This is a genomic window from Providencia rustigianii DSM 4541, from assembly GCF_000156395.1.
Classification (GTDB): Bacteria; Pseudomonadota; Gammaproteobacteria; order Enterobacterales; family Enterobacteriaceae; genus Providencia; species Providencia rustigianii.
In genome coordinates this window covers 1639-18314 of the sequence record NZ_GG703821.1, presented here as the reverse complement: position 1 = coordinate 18314, position 16676 = coordinate 1639, and the positions used below count along the sequence as shown (strand labels likewise).

The 16676-nt window shown below is 41.0% G+C and carries 16 protein-coding genes; 13 read left to right on the top strand and 3 right to left on the bottom strand.

All coding sequences use genetic code 11. From position 1 onward, the window contains the following. The first annotated feature begins 45 nt into the window (after positions 1–45). From ubiE to tatC, 6 genes are all read left to right on the top strand, one after another. A complete protein-coding gene (ubiE, locus tag PROVRUST_RS16030; RefSeq protein WP_006815939.1) occupies positions 46–801 on the top strand; it encodes a bifunctional demethylmenaquinone methyltransferase/2-methoxy-6-polyprenyl-1,4-benzoquinol methylase UbiE in 756 nt (251 codons plus the stop codon). A 1-nt stretch (position 802) separates the two neighbouring features. Further along, entirely contained in the window at positions 803–1456 is a 654-nt protein-coding gene (locus tag PROVRUST_RS16025; protein WP_006815938.1) for a ubiquinone biosynthesis accessory factor UbiJ, read from the top strand. Next, entirely contained in the window at positions 1443–3077 is a 1635-nt protein-coding gene (ubiB, locus tag PROVRUST_RS16020; protein WP_006815937.1) for a ubiquinone biosynthesis regulatory protein kinase UbiB, read from the top strand. The genes PROVRUST_RS16025 and ubiB overlap by 14 nt, the downstream gene beginning before the upstream one ends. A 113-nt stretch (positions 3078–3190) precedes the next feature. After that, positions 3191–3478: a twin-arginine translocase TatA/TatE family subunit gene (gene tatA, locus PROVRUST_RS16015; protein ID WP_039855708.1), complete on the top strand. Its 288-nt coding sequence runs from the start codon at positions 3191–3193 to the stop codon at positions 3476–3478. A gap of 3 nt (positions 3479–3481) precedes the next feature. After that, a complete protein-coding gene (tatB, locus tag PROVRUST_RS16010) occupies positions 3482–4018 on the top strand; it encodes a Sec-independent protein translocase protein TatB (RefSeq protein ID WP_006815935.1) in 537 nt (178 codons plus the stop codon). Positions 4019–4021: 3 nt separating this feature from the next. Further along, the gene (gene tatC, locus PROVRUST_RS16005; protein ID WP_006815934.1) at positions 4022–4789 is read left to right on the top strand and encodes a Sec-independent protein translocase subunit TatC; all 768 of its coding nucleotides are present in this window, start codon (positions 4022–4024) and stop codon (positions 4787–4789) included. A gap of 76 nt (positions 4790–4865) precedes the next feature. Here tatC and rfaH read toward each other — a convergent pair whose 3' ends face one another. Beyond that, positions 4866–5360, bottom strand: a complete 495-nt coding sequence (gene rfaH, locus PROVRUST_RS16000; RefSeq protein WP_006815933.1) for a transcription/translation regulatory transformer protein RfaH — start codon at positions 5358–5360, stop codon at positions 4866–4868. A gap of 175 nt (positions 5361–5535) precedes the next feature. On the opposite strand from rfaH, the gene pepE reads away from it, so the two are divergent. The 3 genes from pepE (at position 5536) to fre (ending at position 8558) form a co-directional block, all read left to right on the top strand. Next, on the top strand, positions 5536–6261 hold the full coding sequence (gene pepE / locus PROVRUST_RS15995; protein WP_006815932.1) for a dipeptidase PepE: 726 nt from the start codon (positions 5536–5538) through the stop codon (positions 6259–6261). Between the two features lie 112 nt (positions 6262–6373). Next, positions 6374–7846, top strand: a complete 1473-nt coding sequence (ubiD, locus tag PROVRUST_RS15990; RefSeq protein ID WP_006815931.1) for a 4-hydroxy-3-polyprenylbenzoate decarboxylase — start codon at positions 6374–6376, stop codon at positions 7844–7846. Positions 7847–7856: 10 nt separating this feature from the next. Next, positions 7857–8558 (top strand): NAD(P)H-flavin reductase, encoded by a 702-nt coding sequence (gene fre, locus PROVRUST_RS15985; protein ID WP_039855704.1) that lies wholly within the window; start codon positions 7857–7859, stop codon positions 8556–8558. A 275-nt stretch (positions 8559–8833) separates the two neighbouring features. Here fre and fadA read toward each other — a convergent pair whose 3' ends face one another. Both fadA and fadB read right to left on the bottom strand, forming a co-directional pair. Then, complete coding sequence (gene fadA / locus PROVRUST_RS15980) at positions 8834–10000, bottom strand: acetyl-CoA C-acyltransferase FadA (RefSeq protein WP_006815929.1); 1167 nt, start codon at positions 9998–10000, stop codon at positions 8834–8836. A 4-nt stretch (positions 10001–10004) separates the two neighbouring features. Then, positions 10005–12197, bottom strand: a complete 2193-nt coding sequence (gene fadB, locus PROVRUST_RS15975; RefSeq protein WP_006815928.1) for a fatty acid oxidation complex subunit alpha FadB — start codon at positions 12195–12197, stop codon at positions 10005–10007. 258 nt (positions 12198–12455) lie between these two features. On the opposite strand from fadB, the gene pepQ reads away from it, so the two are divergent. From pepQ to hemG, 4 genes are read left to right on the top strand one after another with little or no spacing between them, the layout of a single operon-like run. Next, the gene (pepQ, locus tag PROVRUST_RS15970; RefSeq protein ID WP_006815927.1) at positions 12456–13790 is read left to right on the top strand and encodes a Xaa-Pro dipeptidase; all 1335 of its coding nucleotides are present in this window, start codon (positions 12456–12458) and stop codon (positions 13788–13790) included. Beyond that, the gene (locus PROVRUST_RS15965) at positions 13790–14404 is read left to right on the top strand and encodes an IMPACT family protein (protein WP_006815926.1); all 615 of its coding nucleotides are present in this window, start codon (positions 13790–13792) and stop codon (positions 14402–14404) included. The genes pepQ and PROVRUST_RS15965 overlap by 1 nt, the downstream gene beginning before the upstream one ends. A gap of 28 nt (positions 14405–14432) precedes the next feature. Then, positions 14433–15884 carry a Trk system potassium transporter TrkH gene (gene trkH, locus PROVRUST_RS15960; protein WP_006815925.1) on the top strand — a complete coding sequence of 484 codons (1452 nt, stop codon included), beginning with the start codon at positions 14433–14435 and terminating at the stop codon, positions 15882–15884. A 35-nt stretch (positions 15885–15919) separates the two neighbouring features. Then, the gene (gene hemG / locus PROVRUST_RS15955; RefSeq protein ID WP_006815924.1) at positions 15920–16444 is read left to right on the top strand and encodes a menaquinone-dependent protoporphyrinogen IX dehydrogenase; all 525 of its coding nucleotides are present in this window, start codon (positions 15920–15922) and stop codon (positions 16442–16444) included. Positions 16445–16676: the final 232 nt, after the last annotated feature.

Sequence of the window (16676 nt, the reverse complement as noted above, 5' to 3'; positions counted from 1 at the left end):
GTACACTTCTCAAAAAAGTTTGAACGATTAACAGGCATAATAGAAATGACCGAACCAAATAAAGAAACCATTGATTTTGGTTTCCGTACTGTAGAGAAAGAAGAAAAAGAGAGCCTAGTTGCGAATGTTTTTCACTCTGTAGCTGCAAAATATGATCTGATGAATGACCTGATGTCATTCGGTATTCATCGTATTTGGAAACGTTTCACAATTGAAGCGAGCGGGGTACGTCGTAATCAACGTGTTCTTGACCTTGCTGGTGGAACCGGTGACCTGACCGCAAAATTCTCTCGATTAGTAGGCGAAAAAGGTGAAGTCGTTCTCGCTGATATCAATGATTCAATGTTAAAAATGGGTCGTGAGAAACTGCGTGATCTCGGTATTGTAGGTAATGTAAATTACGTACAAGCTAATGCAGAAGAACTGCCATTCCCAGATAACTATTTTGACTGTATCACCATCTCTTTTGGTTTACGTAATGTTACCGATAAAGATAAAGCGCTGCGCTCGATGTTCCGCGTATTAAAACCAGGTGGACGCTTATTAGTTCTTGAGTTCTCTAAACCTATTATTGAACCGCTAAATAAAGCTTATGACGCTTATTCATTCCATATATTACCTCGTATAGGTCAGGCGATTGTGAATGATCCGGATAGCTATCGCTATTTAGCAGAGTCTATTCGTATGCATCCAAACCAAGAAACCCTAAAAGGGATGATGGAAAATGCAGGTTTTGAGCAAGTGTCCTACGACAATATGACTGGCGGTATTGTAGCATTGCATAAAGGGTTTAAATTCTAAGATGGAAGCACCATCAACACATAGTGAAAATCCAAATACGGTCTTGTACTCCTTGGTTACCGCAATGATGGAAACCTCTTTAAACCATATGTTGTTTAAGGAGAAAGTTCTGCAACCTGCAAGAATGCGTCTGGCAGGCAAAGTCATGGCGATTGAGTTGAAAGAGCTGAATAAAACGTTAACCCTGATTTTTGCTGAAAATCATGTGGATGTATTGAGTGAATGGCAAGAACCTGCCGATTGCACGATCAAAACATCCCTGTTTACGTTGATTAAATTGAAAGATAAACAGCAACTTTCACAGTTGATCAGTCGTGGTGACATCGTGATTGAAGGCGATATGCAGATTGTTCAGCATTGGTCTTCATTATTGGACTTGGCTATTTGGAATCCTGCCCATTATTTATCACCTTATATTGGTGATGTTGCGGCTGAAGGGATTAGCAAGGTGTTGAGTAAAGGTGCTTGTCTGGCCTCTCGTTTAGTCAAAAGCCAGAAAACCTATGTGAAAGATGTCATCCTTGAAGAGTGGAAAATGGCGCCTAGCCAGTTAGAACTCGTCTACTTTAGTGATGAAGTTGAACAGATATCAAACACAATGAGCCAATTAGAACAACGGCTCAATCAGTTGGAGGAGAAGAATGACTCCCGGTGAAATAAAACGCCTTTACTTCATTATTCGGGTTTTTCTCTCTTACGGGTTAGATGAGCTGATCCCTAAAATTAAGTTAACACTGCCGTTAAGAATTGGGCGGTTAGGCTTTTTTTGGATCAGAAATAAACATAAAGATAAAGATGTCGGTGAAAGACTTCGCTTAGCATTGCAGGAACTCGGTCCAGTATGGATCAAATTTGGTCAAATGCTGTCAACTCGCCGAGACCTTTTTCCACCAGAAATTGCCGATCAGCTTTCTTTATTACAAGATAAAGTCGCAAGTTTTGATGGTAAATTAGCGCGTCGTTACATCGAAGAGTCGCTTGGTGGTCCCCTAGAACAATGGTTTGATGATTTTGATGAGCAAGCATTAGCTTCTGCCTCTATTGCCCAAGTGCATACGGCAATTCTGAAAGAAAATGGTAAAAATGTTGTATTAAAAGTAATTCGACCTGATATTTTGCCCGTCATCAGAGCAGATATTAAGCTGATGTATCGTATTGCTAATTGGATTCCCCTTCTTCCTGATGGGCGACGCTTACGTCCAAAAGAGGTTGTGCGTGAATACGAAAAAACGCTAATTGATGAGCTAAATTTATTGCGTGAATCGGCTAATGCAATTCAGTTAAGACGTAATTTTGAAAATAGCTCAATGCTATATATTCCAGAAGTATATCCAGATTATTGCCGTGAAAACGTCATGGTCATGGAACGTATTTATGGTATTCCGGTATCGGATATAGCGGCACTAGAAGCGCAAGGTACTAACATGAAGCTATTAGCAGAAAGAGGGGTAAAAGTCTTTTTCACGCAGGTGTTTCGTGACAGTTTCTTCCATGCTGATATGCATCCGGGCAATATCTTTGTAAGTCGTGAACATCCTGAAGATCCGCTCTATATTGGGATTGATTGTGGAATTGTTGGCTCATTGAACAAAGAAGATAAGCGCTATTTAGCGGAAAACTTTATTGCCTTTTTTAACCGTGACTACCGTAAAGTCGCAGAGCTACATGTCGATTCTGGTTGGGTTCCCCCTGATACCAATGTAGAAGATTTTGAATTTGCTATTCGTACGGTATGTGAGCCAATTTTTGAAAAACCACTCGCTGAAATTTCCTTTGGGCATGTGTTATTAAATCTCTTTAATACCGCCCGCCGCTTTAATATGGAAGTTCAGCCACAATTGGTGCTACTACAAAAGACGCTGTTGTATGTTGAAGGACTGGGGCGTCAACTGTATCCACAATTAGATTTATGGAAGACGGCAAAACCCTTTTTAGAAGATTGGATTCACAGTCAGGTCGGTATTCCAGCGATCACAAAAGCTTTAAAAGAAAAAGCCCCTTATTGGGCTGAGAAAATGCCAGAAATTCCTGACCTTATATACGGAGCACTAAAGCAGCACCGATTTTTACAATCTAATATTGAGCAGCTTACTCAAGAATTAAAGCATCAACGTGCTAAGCAGCGTAAATCTCAGTACCTTTTAGGTATCGGAGCAACATTTATTCTTTGTGGTAGTTTATTCTTTATCTCTGACTTAACTCGAATTGCAGCAGTATTTATGACTGTGGGGGCATTATCGTGGCTTGTGGGTTGGTGTAAAGGAGACGATAATTAAGTAGACTTTGTTTTGCGACAAGTTTATAAGGCTGTGAACATTTCCGTATTTAGAGTAGGTTGTATATAATAGAGTTAGATACAATTGATCCCAAAACTATAGAGGTATTAACAATGGAATCAACTTTTGCAATGGCTTCTTTCGGCAGCCCTTGGCAATTAATTATTATTGCTTTGCTTATCATTTTGATTTTCGGTACCAAAAAACTACGTTCTTTAGGTTCTGATTTAGGTGAATCACTTAAAGGCTTTAAAAAAGCCATGAATGATGATGAAGCTGCGAAAGCGAAAGCAGAGCAAGAAAAGCAAGATGCTGATTTTGCAACGAAAAATATTACTGAACAACAGGCTTCTGAAAAGAAAGACAGCCCAGTTGAGAGCAAAAATAAAGAGCAGGGATAAACCGTGTTTGACATAGGTTTTAGTGAACTACTGCTTGTTGCTATTATTGGTCTTGTGGTACTCGGTCCTCAGCGCCTTCCAGTAGCAGTGCGAACTGTTGCTGGTTGGATTCGTGCTATGCGCTCTATGGCGACAAATGTACAGAATGAGCTATCACAAGAACTAAAATTGCAAGAGCTGCAAGAGACTCTAAAAAAAGTTGAAGAGAAGGCTGGTCTAGAAACACTTTCTCCTGAACTTAAAAAGTCGATGGATGATTTGCGTCATGCTGCCTTGTCCTTACAAAGCGGTTATCAAGCAACGTCCAATGGTGTTCAATCTGAGTTGAACAAAGCAAAAGAGCTCACAGAAAACTACGATGCTGCGGTAAAGGAATCCCATGCGAGTTCTCAGCAAATTCAAGAATCAGATCCTGATCCTGAGCATGCTGCTAAAATGGCTGCGGTCGTTGAAGAAAAACCTGCTTCAACAACATTAACAGACACCAAGCCACTCGATGCTAAAGTAACAAACTCCAATCAAACAGAAAGTGAAAAATAACACATGGCTGTCAATGATACTCAACCACTTATTAGCCATCTAATTGAACTTAGAAAGCGGCTATTAAACTGTTTGATTACAGTATTAATCATATTTGCGGCACTCGCTTATTTTTCAAATGACATCTACCGGTTGGTCGCTGCACCTTTGATTGATAAGCTACCTGTTGGCTCTCAAATGAGTGCGACAGATGTTGCTTCAACGTTTTTTACCCCAATTAAATTAACAATGATGGTATCTGTGTTTGTCTCGATACCGGTCATTTTGTACCAAATTTGGGCATTTATCGCACCAGCGCTATATAAGCATGAACGCAGGTTGATGTTGCCACTGTTAGTTTCAAGTAGTTTCTTATTCTATCTGGGAATGGCATTTGCTTACTTTGTGGTGTTTCCGTTAGCATTTGGTTTCTTCGTAAAAACGACGCCAGACAGTGTTAACTTCATACCTGACATCAGTAAATATCTCAGTTTTGTCATGACGTTGTTTATGGCGTTTGGGGCTGCGTTTGAAGTTCCGATTGCTATCATTTTACTGTGCTGGACTGGTGTAACAACGCCAGAATCTCTCAGACGTAAGCGTCCATATATATTAGTCGGTGCATTTATTGTGGGGATGTTCTTAACCCCTCCTGATGTCTTATCTCAAACTTTATTGGCAGTGCCTATGTATCTGTTATTTGAGCTTGGGGTTTTACTCTCGAATTTCTATGTTGGTAAAGGTAGAAAAGGTCGAGAAGAAAATGAAGAAGACGCTGAAACCGAAGAATAATCATCATTTTTAAAATGATTTAGACATTAAAAAGCCCATTTTATAATGGGCTTTTTATATCTCGCTAACGATTAAATTATTCAGTCAATTTTTTAAATTGAGTATTATCAATTACTTTAACAACATTAGTGTTTAAAATATTGAGTAATAATATAGAGCGAGACTCGCCATCTGGTTCGTCAAAGATGGCTTTTACGCCAGCAAATATCCCGTCAGTAATAATGACACTATCCCCGTGAGCAGGAAGGTCTGGAGCTTTAGAATGACCAATAGGAGCTTGCTGTAGAAGCTCCATAATTTCTTCAGGGACCTCGACGGGAAGTTTACCAAAGCGTATAAAGTGGCTAACTCCACGAGTAGATTGGACCGTGGTCGTGTGGATTTTTTCATGGTCGAATTTTACAAATAGATAATTTGGGAAAAGCGCTTCAGTAACAATAACTCTCTTACCTCGAACGACTTTTTCCATTTCTGTCATGGGAGTCATGCAAGTGACATATTGTCGAGTTAAGTGCTCAATCGCTCTATCAAGCTGACCGCGTTTGCAATACAGCAAATACCATTTTTCCATTTTTTGATCCCATCCAACAAAATTATGCTTATGATAACAAATTAAGGCATAACAATGTGACTAATGATGAGCCACGCAATATTATTCATACCCACAAGTATAGATTAATTCAGTAGTTACAAAACTTGGGTACATTATAATCACAGCAACAAATACACTTTTTGTAGGAGACACCATGGATATCTTTTTATTGAGTAATGGCAAACTTTCGGGCAATCCGGTATGGCTGAGTTATGCATTACCACGTATTAATGAAATGATTGAGCGTAAAAAAATTAAGTCAGCGGTATTAGTCCCGTATGCTGTTTTACGTGGCTCTCATGATGAAAGAGCAGCTCAGCTCTCTGAAGCTCTAGGTATCGAAGTCACTTCTATCGAACATTTCTCAAGTCCAGTCGAAGCAATTGAACAAGCAGAATGTATTTTGGTGAGCGGTGGTAATACATGGTGGCTGAATAAATGCCTGCATGAAAATGGATTGATTGTTGCCATTCAGCGTGCAGTACGTGAACGTGGCGTTCCTTATATTGGCTGGAGTGCGGGTTGTAATGTGGCAACTCCAAGTATCCGTACGACTAATGATATGCCAGTAAGCAATGCGGTTATTATGCCATCGCTGGGATTGTTCCCGATGCAAATTAACCCTCACTACATCGATGCTCACATTTCAGGGCACATGGGCGAAACTCGTGATGAACGTTTGCAAGAATTTTGTGTAATTAACCCTCATGAGGTTGTTGTTGCGTTACGTGAAGGTAGTGGCTTACAAATTAAAGGTAATGAATTGAGCTACTTTAGTGGCAAAAACGAGGGTTTTAAATTGTTTCAGCACAACAAAACATTCCCTGAACAATTCGATACCGTATCATTGACGGATTATGTCCCGTTTGATTGTAAGTAAAGTGATACACTTAATCTCAAGAATACTGATTATTAAGCATGTTTAACAGTAACTTGTAACCTTGGCTGGGAGCCTTATAATGAGGTTCCCCCTGTAATTGTAAAAGAAGATAATGAAATACCGTGACCTTAGAGATTTTATCGCGCAGCTTGAAAAGCAAGGCGAACTAAAACGCATTACGATGGAAGTCGATCCTTATTTGGAAATGACTGAAATCGCAGATCGTACGCTAAGAGCAGGGGGACCAGCCTTACTATTTGAAAATCCTAAAGGCTATAAGATGCCTGTTTTGTGTAACTTATTTGGAACTACCAAACGGGTTGCTATGGGGATGGGACAAGAAGATATTAAAGCGCTTCATGATGTAGGCAAGTTACTCGCTTTTCTTAAAGAACCTGATCCTCCGAAAGGTTTCCGTGATCTAATGGATAAGCTTCCTAAGTTTAAACAAGTGCTTAATATGCCAGCTAAACGTTTAAACTCAGCGCCATGTCAGGAGCAAATTTGGGCTGGGGATGACGTTGACCTGACCAAAATTCCTGTAATGCACTGTTGGCCAGAAGATGCCGCACCGTTGATTACTTGGGGTTTAACGGTGACTAAAGGTCCTCATAAAGAGCGCCAAAATTTAGGCATTTATCGCCAGCAAGTCCTGGGGAAAAACAAGGTTATTATGCGTTGGCTTTCCCATCGTGGTGGAGCTTTAGATTTCCAAGAATGGTGCCAACAACACCCAGGAGAAAAATTCCCTGTAGCGGTTGCTCTTGGTGCAGATCCTGCGACAATTCTAGCGGCAGTGACCCCGGTACCTGATACGCTCTCAGAGTATGCTTTTGCTGGGTTACTCCGTGGCAATAAAACTGAGGTCGTAAAATGTATTTCTAACGATCTCGAAGTTCCTGCTGGCGCAGAAATTATTCTTGAAGGTTATATTGAACCTGGAGAAATGGCGCCTGAAGGACCTTATGGTGATCATACTGGTTACTATAATGAAATTGATGATTTTCCTGTTTTCACCGTCACTCATGTTACTCAGCGCCGTGATGCGATTTACCATTCTACCTATACTGGACGCCCACCCGATGAGCCCGCGGTATTAGGTGAAGCCCTCAATGAAGTCTTGGTGCCTATTTTACAAAAGCAGTTCCCTGAAATTGTCGATTTCTACTTACCTCCAGAAGGATGTTCATATCGTTTGGCTGTGGTAACCATGAAAAAACAGTATGCAGGACACGCAAAAAGAGTAATGATGGGGGTCTGGTCTTACCTGCGACAATTCATGTACACTAAGTTTGTGATTGTTTGTGATGATGATATCAATGCCCGTGATTGGAAAGATGTCATTTGGGCAATCACTACCCGTATGGATCCAGCCCGCGATACGATAATGATGGAAAATACGCCAATAGACTATCTCGACTTTGCATCTCCGATTTCTGGCCTTGGCTCAAAAATGGGACTTGATGCGACAAATAAATGGCCGGGAGAAACGAGTCGTGAATGGGGGCGCCCAATTGTGATGACTGAAAGCGTTAAATCCCGCGTTGATGATATTTGGGAACAATTGAATATTTTTGAAAAGTAAGAGGAAATCCATGGCAACTTTGAGCTGTAAAGTCACATTTGTCGAGTCCATCACGGATACGGTTTATCGGGTTATTTTGTTGCCAGATGGTCCTTTTCATTTCAAAGCCGGTCAATATCTCATGGTTGTTATGGATGAAAGGGATAAGCGTCCATTTTCGATGGCTTCAACACCTGAAAATAAACAGTCTATTGAGCTGCATATCGGAGCTTCTGAATTCAATCTATATGCGATGGCCGTGTTAGATAGAATTTTAGAACAACAGCGGATTGATATCGATATCCCTCATGGCAAAGCATGGTTCCGTGAGAATAGTCAAAATCCAATCATTTTAATTGCAGGGGGGACGGGATTTTCTTATACCCATTCCATCCTGCTTGCCGCCCTTGCAGAAAATCCTCACAGAGATATTACGTTCTATTGGGGGGGCCGCCAGTTAGAGCATCTATACGACTTGGGTGAACTGCAAGCTCTCAGTGAACGTTATTCTAATCTCAAAGTTATCCCTGTTGTTGAGCAACCTGATGAAAATTGGCGAGGCAGAACAGGGACTGTATTGAGTTCGGTGCTGGAAGATTTTGGCGATCTATCTGAACACGATATTTATATTGCAGGTCGGTTTGAGATGGCGAAGATTGCGAGAGATCGGTTTTGTGGCGAGAGGAATGCTAAGGCGGCTCAGTTGTTCGGCGATGCCTTTGATTTCCTGTAACTCGTCATATTTCAAGTTGTAGGGGTGTTGGCTGCACTCGGTTACCCAAGTCACATACTCATGTATGCTCCTAGGGATATCCTCATTAGCCGCCTACCTACAACTTGAACTATTTAGAGCTATTAAGTATGTCGTAAAGGATTGGTGGAGTTGTTTTTAAAATTATGATGTGTTGAGTTTTACTGAGCTAGTTTGACTGTTTTGTGGATAAAAAAAATCCCGCCCCTGACTAGGCGGGAACATTGACAAACATGACAATGTAACGGCAAAACTTCTTAAATTCTTTCAATGATTGTGGCGATACCTTGCCCAAATCCAATACACATAGTCGCTAATCCAAACTGCTTATCTTGCTGTTCTAGTTGGTTTAATAGCGCTGTTGTTATTCTTGCTCCAGAGCAACCTAATGGATGGCCCAATGCAATGGCGCCACCACTTAGATTAACTTTTTGATCAATTTGGCTTTCTGGAATTCTTAAACCTTTCATACAGGCAATCGACTGGGCTGCAAATGCTTCATTCAGCTCAATAATATCGATATCATTTAAAGATAATCCCGCTCGTTTTAAAGCTAGCTCGGTTGCAGGAACTGGTCCGAACCCCATAATTGAAGGGTCACAGCCGACAACTGACATGGCGCGGATCTTGGCTCTAGGCTTGAGGCCATGCTGATTTGTGTAGGATTCACTAGCTAATAGCATGGCTGAGGCACCATCTGAAAGTGCGGATGAATTTCCTGCGGTAACGGTGCCACTGACAGGGTCAAAAGCAGGTCGTAAGGAAGCTAAACCCTCTAAGCTTGCATCAAAGCGAATGACTTCATCGTATGTAACAGAAACTAAATTACCATCAGCATCATGGCCTAAAATAGGGACGATCTCCTGACCAAATTTGCCACTTTTTGTTGCCGCAGAGGCACGTTGATGAGATCTCAATGCAAAGGCATCTTGCTCTTCGCGACTTATTTTATACATCTTAGCCAGCATCTCTGCAGTTAATCCCATCGCGCCAGCGGCTTTAGCTACACGCAAAGTTAGCTTCGGATTAAAATCAATACCATGGGTCATAGGCACATGCCCCATATGTTCAACTCCGCCAATTAAGACTGAATGCGCATCCCCAGTCATGATAAAGCGGCTAGCGTCATGGATCGCTTGCATGGATGAACCGCATAAGCGGTTAATTGTTACTGCGGGAACGGTATGAGGAATATCCGTTAAAAGGGCTGCATTTTTGGCAACATTAAACCCTTGCTCTAAGGTTTGCTGGACGCAGCCCCAGATGATGTCATCAAGCTCTTTCTTTTGAGCATTGGGATTGCGTTCAAAAATCGCATTCATCAGTTGTGCAGAGAGGTCTTCTGCTCTTACATGACGAAATACACCACCTTTGGAACGCCCCATTGGAGTGCGTATACCATCAATAATGAAGACATTTTCCATAGGATTAACCCCTCACAACTTTTTTGACATCGATAGCCACAACGGGTGGCTGCGGATAATATCTGGCATTGGTTGCCGCTTTCTCTTTTAATCCATTTGGCACTTGATAAAGCGGGCTTAAGTGGGAATAAGATTCTGCAGTTTTGACATAAGATTGACTGCCGAGGGTATCAAGGTAACAGAATACGCCTCCTCGGAATGGTGGAAAGCCAAGTCCGTAAACTAATGCAATATCAGCATCTGAAGGACTTTGAATAATGCCTTCTTCTAAACATCGAACCACTTCATTAACCATTGGTGCCATCATGCGGGCAATAATTTCTTCCTTGGTAAACGAACGTTTATTTTGGCGAATAGCGAATAATAACTCGTCTGTATGTGGGTCATCGATTTTTTTCGGTTTGCCTTTTTTATCTGTTTCATACAGATAAAAACCTTTACCATTTTTCTGACCAAAGCGTTGCTGTTCAAACATAATATCGATGGCATTTTTACCCACTTTTTGCATACGTTGTGGAAAGCCTTGAGCCATAACTTGCTCTGCATGAAATGCAGTATCAATCCCGACCACATCAAGTAAGTAAGCAGGTCCCATCGGCCACCCAAACTCTTTCTCCATGACTTTATCGATTTCTCTAAAATCGGCACCATCTTGAATCAATAAATTAAAGCCTGCGAAGTAGGGGAATAAAACTCGGTTAACAAAAAAACCAGGGCAATCATTAACAACAATCGGGGTTTTTCCCATCTTGTTTGCGAATGAAACAACTTTGGCTATGGTCTCTTCGGAGGTCTTTTCTCCACGTATAATTTCGACCAAAGGCATACGATGGACTGGATTAAAAAAATGCATCCCGCAGAAATTTTCTGGGCGCTTTAATGAGTTAGCGAGCTCTGTAATTGGGATCGTAGATGTGTTTGACGCAAGTAGAGTCTCCGATGTGATTAATGATTCAACTTCGGATAATACCGCAGCTTTAATTTTGGGATTTTCAACAACAGCTTCAACAATAATCTGCACGTTCTCAATACCAGAATAAGATAACGATGGATGAATAGAGGCTAATGTTGTCGCCATTCTATCGGCAGTAATTTTGCCTCTTTCAAATTGGCCATTGAGTAATTTTTTGGCTTCATTGATGCCAAGATCCAGAGATTTTTCGTTGATATCTTTCATTAAGACCGCAATGCCTTTGCTGGCAGATTGGTAGGCGATACCGCCCCCCATGATTCCCGCGCCCAGAACAGCAGCTTGTGTCGGTGCTGTTACTTTGCCAGCAATTTTTTTACTGGTTGCTTTAACTTGTTGATCATTAAGAAATACGCTAACTAATGCACGGGCAACATCACTATGTGCGAGAGGTACAAAGGCAGCTGTTTCATGTTTTAATGCTTCTTCACGAGTACAGTTAGCGGCTTTTTCAATTGTATTTACGGCTGTCATTGGGGCTGGATAATGTTTACCAGCGACTTGGTAGACCATTCCTTTAGCAACACTAAAACTCATCGTCTGCTCAATAGGAGATAGTTTGAGAGTTTCGAGTTTTGGCTGACGTTTTTGCTTCCAATTAATAGCACCAGCAATAGCTTGCTCGATAATTTGTAATGCCGCTTGTGGGAGTTTTTCTGTTTCTACAACAGCATCAACGAGACCGAGTTTAAGTGCTTGTGTACCGCTAACATCTTTTCCTGCGGTAATAATCTCTAATGCGCTATCAAGCCCAATTAAACGAGGTAATCGAACGGAACCGCCAAAGCCGGGCATAATACCTAATTTTGTTTCAGGTAAACCAATTCTGGCATCTGGAGAAGCAATTCTAAAATCAGTGGCTAAGATACATTCGCAACCACCACCGAGAGCATAACCATTGATTGCGCTAATAGTTGGAACGGGAAGGTCTTCGAGGCGATTAAAAATATGATTAGCGTAAGATAACCACTCACTTAAAGTCTCTTTTGAAGCTTCAAAGAGAGATAAAAATTCTTTTATGTCAGCACCAACAATAAATGCGGGTTTATCTGAACGCAGAATAACACCTTGCAAATCAGATTGCCGTTCAAGAACGGTAACAGCTTCATCAAGTGAAGCAACGGTATGGGTATCCAATTTATTGATTGGACCTGATGCATTAAACACCAATTCTGCAATACCTTTTTTCAACCATTGAATATAGATTGTTTCACTTTGATAAAGCATGCTGTTCTCCTTTAGATAACTGAGTTATCTGGTATGACCAGATGAAATTTAGTGTGACTAGAATGTTAATTAATTGCAAATGCTTAATAACAAAAGTGGAATGCTGCTCACAGGAATAAAGTGAAATAACGTAATGTTAATATGGTATTTTTGTTAATTATCAATATATTAATAAATGAATATAATAGAGTGCATACACGTTAATATCAGAACGTGATAAGCTCTATTTTTCTAACGAATACTGTAAGGTTGAATGAAATGGAAAAACTGGCTGGACTCTACGCTGAACACATCAAAACACTACAAAAAACAACTCAGCAAGTTTTACAACGCAGTAAATTAGATGCCATCTTAATTCACTCAGGGGAGCCGATTCGCATCTTCCTTGATGACAGTGATTACCCATTTAAAGTTAACCCACACTTTAAAGCTTGGGTGCCGGTCACCGATGTCCCGCACTCGTGGTTATTAGTTGATGGTGTTAATAAGCCTAAGCTATGGTTTTATTCACCAGTAGATTACTGGCACAGTGTAGAACCATTACCAAATAGTTTTTGGACGAAAGAAGTTGAATTAATTCATCTGAAAAATGCAGATGAAATCAAAGATTTTTTAGCTAATCTGCCAAAAGAGCATGTCGCTTATATTGGTTCTGCGACAGCGAAAGCAGAATCTTTAGGTATCTCCTCTCACAATATCAATCCAAAACCAGTGCTGGATTACTACCATTATCACCGTTCATATAAAACAGATTATGAATTGTGCTGCATGCGTGAAGCGCAAAAAATGGCTGTGAATGGTCATCTTTCTGCATTTGAAGCATTCCAAGCAGGTGCTAGCGAATTTGATATTAATATTAGTTATCTAGAGGCTACGGGGCACCGAGATACTAATGTTCCTTATGGTAATATTGTGGCTCTTAATGAAAATGCCGCAGTACTTCACTACACGAAATTACAGCAAACTGTTCCCAATGAAGTTCGTAGCTTCCTGATTGATGCAGGTGCTGAATATAATGGTTACGCTGCGGATATTACTCGTACTTATGCCGCCAAAAGTAAAAGTGAATTTGCTGCATTAGTCGCGGATTTAAATGCAGAGCAGTTAGCGTTAATTCATACGATTAAAGCTGGCGTTCGTTATACGGATTACCATGTTGATATGCATCACCGTATCGCCAGATTATTGGTTAAACATGGGATAGTTAAAGGAATTAGCGAAGACTCAATGGTAGAACATGGGTTAACGACGCCATTTTTACCTCATGGTTTAGGTCACCCTCTTGGATTGCAAGTTCATGATGTCGCTGGTTTTATGCAAGATGAGGATGGTACACATTTAGCTGCACCAAAAATGTATCCTTTCTTGCGCTGTACTCGAGTATTAGAGCCAAGAATGGTGCTAACAATCGAACCAGGTCTCTATTTTATTGAATCTTTATTATCTGGCTGGCGCGCTGGAGAGTTTAGTCAACATTTCAATTGGGATAAAATCGAGCAATTCAAACCTTATGGTGGTATTCGTATTGAAGATAATATCGTTATCCATCATAACCATATTGAAAATATGACTCGAGATTTGCATTTACCGTAATGAGACCCTATTCAATTCCGGCAGAAACGATCTCTTTCGCGGAAGAGATCAAAAAAAGCCGTTTTATTACTTATATAGCGCATACCGAAGGTATTGATGCCGCGAAAGATTATATCCAATCAATCAAAGCTCAATACCCAGATGCCCGGCACCATTGCTGGGCATTTGTTGCTGGTCGACCTGATGATTCCCAGCAGTTAGGATTTTCTGATGATGGGGAGCCAACAGGAACGGCCGGCAAGCCTATCATGGCACAATTACTTGGAAGTCATTTGGGTGAAGTTACCTGTGTTGTAGTGCGCTATTTTGGCGGGATAAAGCTAGGAACAGGAGGGCTGGTTCGTGCTTATGGAAGTGGCGTACAGCAAGCGCTTAAAATCCTGCCCACAAAAATAAAAGTTCCTCAAAAGATCTTTAATTTGATATGTGATTACTCCCTTATCAATGGAGTTGAGCAATTATTGGCTCAGGTAAATGGTATGATTCTACACAGTGATTATAATGAGTCTGTATCTTTGCAAATTTCTATTCCTGCTAGCTGTGAGCAGGAGGTCAATGATAAATTACGCGATATTAGCCGTGGTGAATTAAAACTCATCGAACAATCGCAATAGTAAATAGCCTAAGCAAGGAACTGGCCGAATGCACTTTCGCGCAATAACCCGTATCGTTGGGTTACTCGTCATTATTTTCTCTTTTACGATGGTCATTCCTGGCATTGTTGCGCTTATATATCGCGATGGTGCGGGGCGAGCTTTTAGCCAAACATTCGTAACTGCCTTATTAATCGGTCTTTTTCTATGGCTACCGACTCGCAATAGTCGACATGAGTTAAAGGCAAAGGAAGGATTTCTTATTGTTGTCTTGTTCTGGACAGTACTAGGCAGTGTTGGGGCGTTGCCGTTTATCTTCTCGGAAAAACCAAACTTATCAGTCACTGATGCATTTTTTGAATCATTTTCCGGTTTAACCACCACAGGAGCCACAACCTTAACGGGGTTGGATTCGTTACCAAAAGCCATTTTATTTTATCGTCAAATGTTGCAATGGCTGGGTGGTATGGGGATCATTGTATTGGCAGTTGCCATCTTGCCTCTATTAGGTGTTGGGGGAATGCAGCTCTATCGAGCTGAAATGCCTGGGCCACTAAAAGATAATAAGATGCGTCCTAGGATTGCTGAAACGGCGAAAACACTTTGGTTGATCTACGTTCTATTGACTATCGCGTGCGCAATAGCTTTGTGGATCGCGGGTATGGATGTGTTTGATGCAATCTCTCATAGCTTCTCTACTATTGCTATTGGAGGGTTTTCTACCCATGACGCCAGTATTGGTTATTTCAATAGCCCAGCAATTAATACCATTATTGGTATTTTTTTAATTATCTCCGGCTGTAACTTCGGTTTGCACTTTGCAGTATTAACAGGACGAAGCCTTGGTATTTATTGGCGTGACCCTGAATTTAGAATGTTTATTAGCTTCCAATTTGTGCTGGTGGTGATCTGTACCGCAGTGTTGATGTTCCACTCTGTGTATGCTGATTTTGGGCAAACATTAGATCAGGCCTTTTTCCAAGTGGTTTCTATGGCAACCACCGCAGGCTTCACAACGGACAGTTTCTCTGGATGGCCACTATTCTTACCGATGCTTTTATTATGTGCAGCATTTGTTGGGGGATGCGCGGGTTCAACAGGTGGAGGATTAAAAGTTATTCGTATCCTTCTTTTATTTCTACAAGGCTCCCGTGAACTGAAACGATTGGTACATCCCAATGCGGTATATACCATTAAATTAGGCCAAAGAGCTTTACCAGAAAGGATTATTGAAGCTGTTTGGGGATTCTTTTCTGCATACGCCTTGGTATTTGTAGTGAGTTTACTGCTACTTATCGCAACCGGTGTTGATGAGTTCTCCGCGTTTTCTGCAATTGCTACCACATTGAATAACCTTGGGCCTGGGTTAGGAACGGTTGCCGAGAACTTCACAAGTATGAATCCGGCTGGGAAATGGATTTTAGTGGTGACAATGTTATTTGGTCGTCTTGAAGTCTTTACTTTATTAGTTTTATTTACGCCAACGTTTTGGCGTGAGTAAACAATGGATAGCAATGATTAGGAATTTTACAGAAGATGAGTTATCTACTTTTACACTCCAGCACTGATGGGCAAACGAAAAAAATCATTTTAAAGATAGCAGACCAATTACGTCGCTCTGGGTGTGAGTGTGACATCCGTGATTTAAATACGGATAAAAACTTCAATTTATCGGCTTACAATAAAGTATTGGTTGGCGCATCTATCCGTTACGGTCATTTTAATAAGCAACTTGAACGCTTCGTAGCAACACATCAAACCCAACTCAATTCGATGAAGAGCGCCTTTTTTGCTGTAAACCTAACAGCAAGAAAGGAGGGGAAAGATACCGCTGAGACAAATGTTTATACTCGCAAGTTTTTAGAAAAATGTCCGTGGCAGCCAACATTGAAGGCGGTATTTGCAGGAGCGCTGTTTTATCCTCGTTATAAGTGGCTTGATAAAGTAATGATCCGGCTAATTATGAAGATGACGGGGGGACCAACAGACCCAAAAACAGAAATTGAATATACTAATTGGGATAGTGTTGCTGCTTTTGCTATAGAGTTTGAGAATTTATAGTACTATTTTTCAACAAAATGTGGCTGTTTTGCACGATTTGTTGAAATAATCGGCGGTTGATAAAAAATATCAAAAAAAGGGTTGCCAGATTTTTCTGACTCCCTATAATGCGCATCCACTGACCGGGAACAAGCCAACGCAAAGCGCGATGGACACTGAACCGGCAGCGAGAGAATCTGAAAAGATTAAGCAAAAAAAATGCTTGACTCTCACTGAGGGAAGCGTAATATAC

Bases quoted from the DNA above. Each gene is read 5' to 3' on its own strand.
- PROVRUST_RS16025 (WP_006815938.1), top strand. From the start codon at position 803: ATGGAAGCACCATCAACACATAGTGAAAATCCAAATACGGTCTTGTAC.
- ubiD (WP_006815931.1), top strand. From the start codon at position 6,374: ATGAAATACCGTGACCTTAGAGATTTTATCGCGCAGCTTGAAAAGCAA.
- tatA (WP_039855708.1), top strand. From the start codon at position 3,191: ATGGAATCAACTTTTGCAATGGCTTCTTTCGGCAGCCCTTGGCAATTA.
- fadB (WP_006815928.1), bottom strand. From the start codon at position 12,197: ATGCTTTATCAAAGTGAAACAATCTATATTCAATGGTTGAAAAAAGGT.
- hemG (WP_006815924.1), top strand. From the start codon at position 15,920: ATGAGTTATCTACTTTTACACTCCAGCACTGATGGGCAAACGAAAAAA.
- PROVRUST_RS15965 (WP_006815926.1), top strand. From the start codon at position 13,790: ATGAGACCCTATTCAATTCCGGCAGAAACGATCTCTTTCGCGGAAGAG.
- trkH (WP_006815925.1), top strand. From the start codon at position 14,433: ATGCACTTTCGCGCAATAACCCGTATCGTTGGGTTACTCGTCATTATT.
- ubiE (WP_006815939.1), top strand. From the start codon at position 46: ATGACCGAACCAAATAAAGAAACCATTGATTTTGGTTTCCGTACTGTA.
- pepQ (WP_006815927.1), top strand. From the start codon at position 12,456: ATGGAAAAACTGGCTGGACTCTACGCTGAACACATCAAAACACTACAA.
- fadA (WP_006815929.1), bottom strand. From the start codon at position 10,000: ATGGAAAATGTCTTCATTATTGATGGTATACGCACTCCAATGGGGCGT.
- pepE (WP_006815932.1), top strand. From the start codon at position 5,536: ATGGATATCTTTTTATTGAGTAATGGCAAACTTTCGGGCAATCCGGTA.
- ubiB (WP_006815937.1), top strand. From the start codon at position 1,443: ATGACTCCCGGTGAAATAAAACGCCTTTACTTCATTATTCGGGTTTTT.
- tatC (WP_006815934.1), top strand. From the start codon at position 4,022: ATGGCTGTCAATGATACTCAACCACTTATTAGCCATCTAATTGAACTT.
- fre (WP_039855704.1), top strand. From the start codon at position 7,857: ATGGCAACTTTGAGCTGTAAAGTCACATTTGTCGAGTCCATCACGGAT.
- rfaH (WP_006815933.1), bottom strand. From the start codon at position 5,360: ATGGAAAAATGGTATTTGCTGTATTGCAAACGCGGTCAGCTTGATAGA.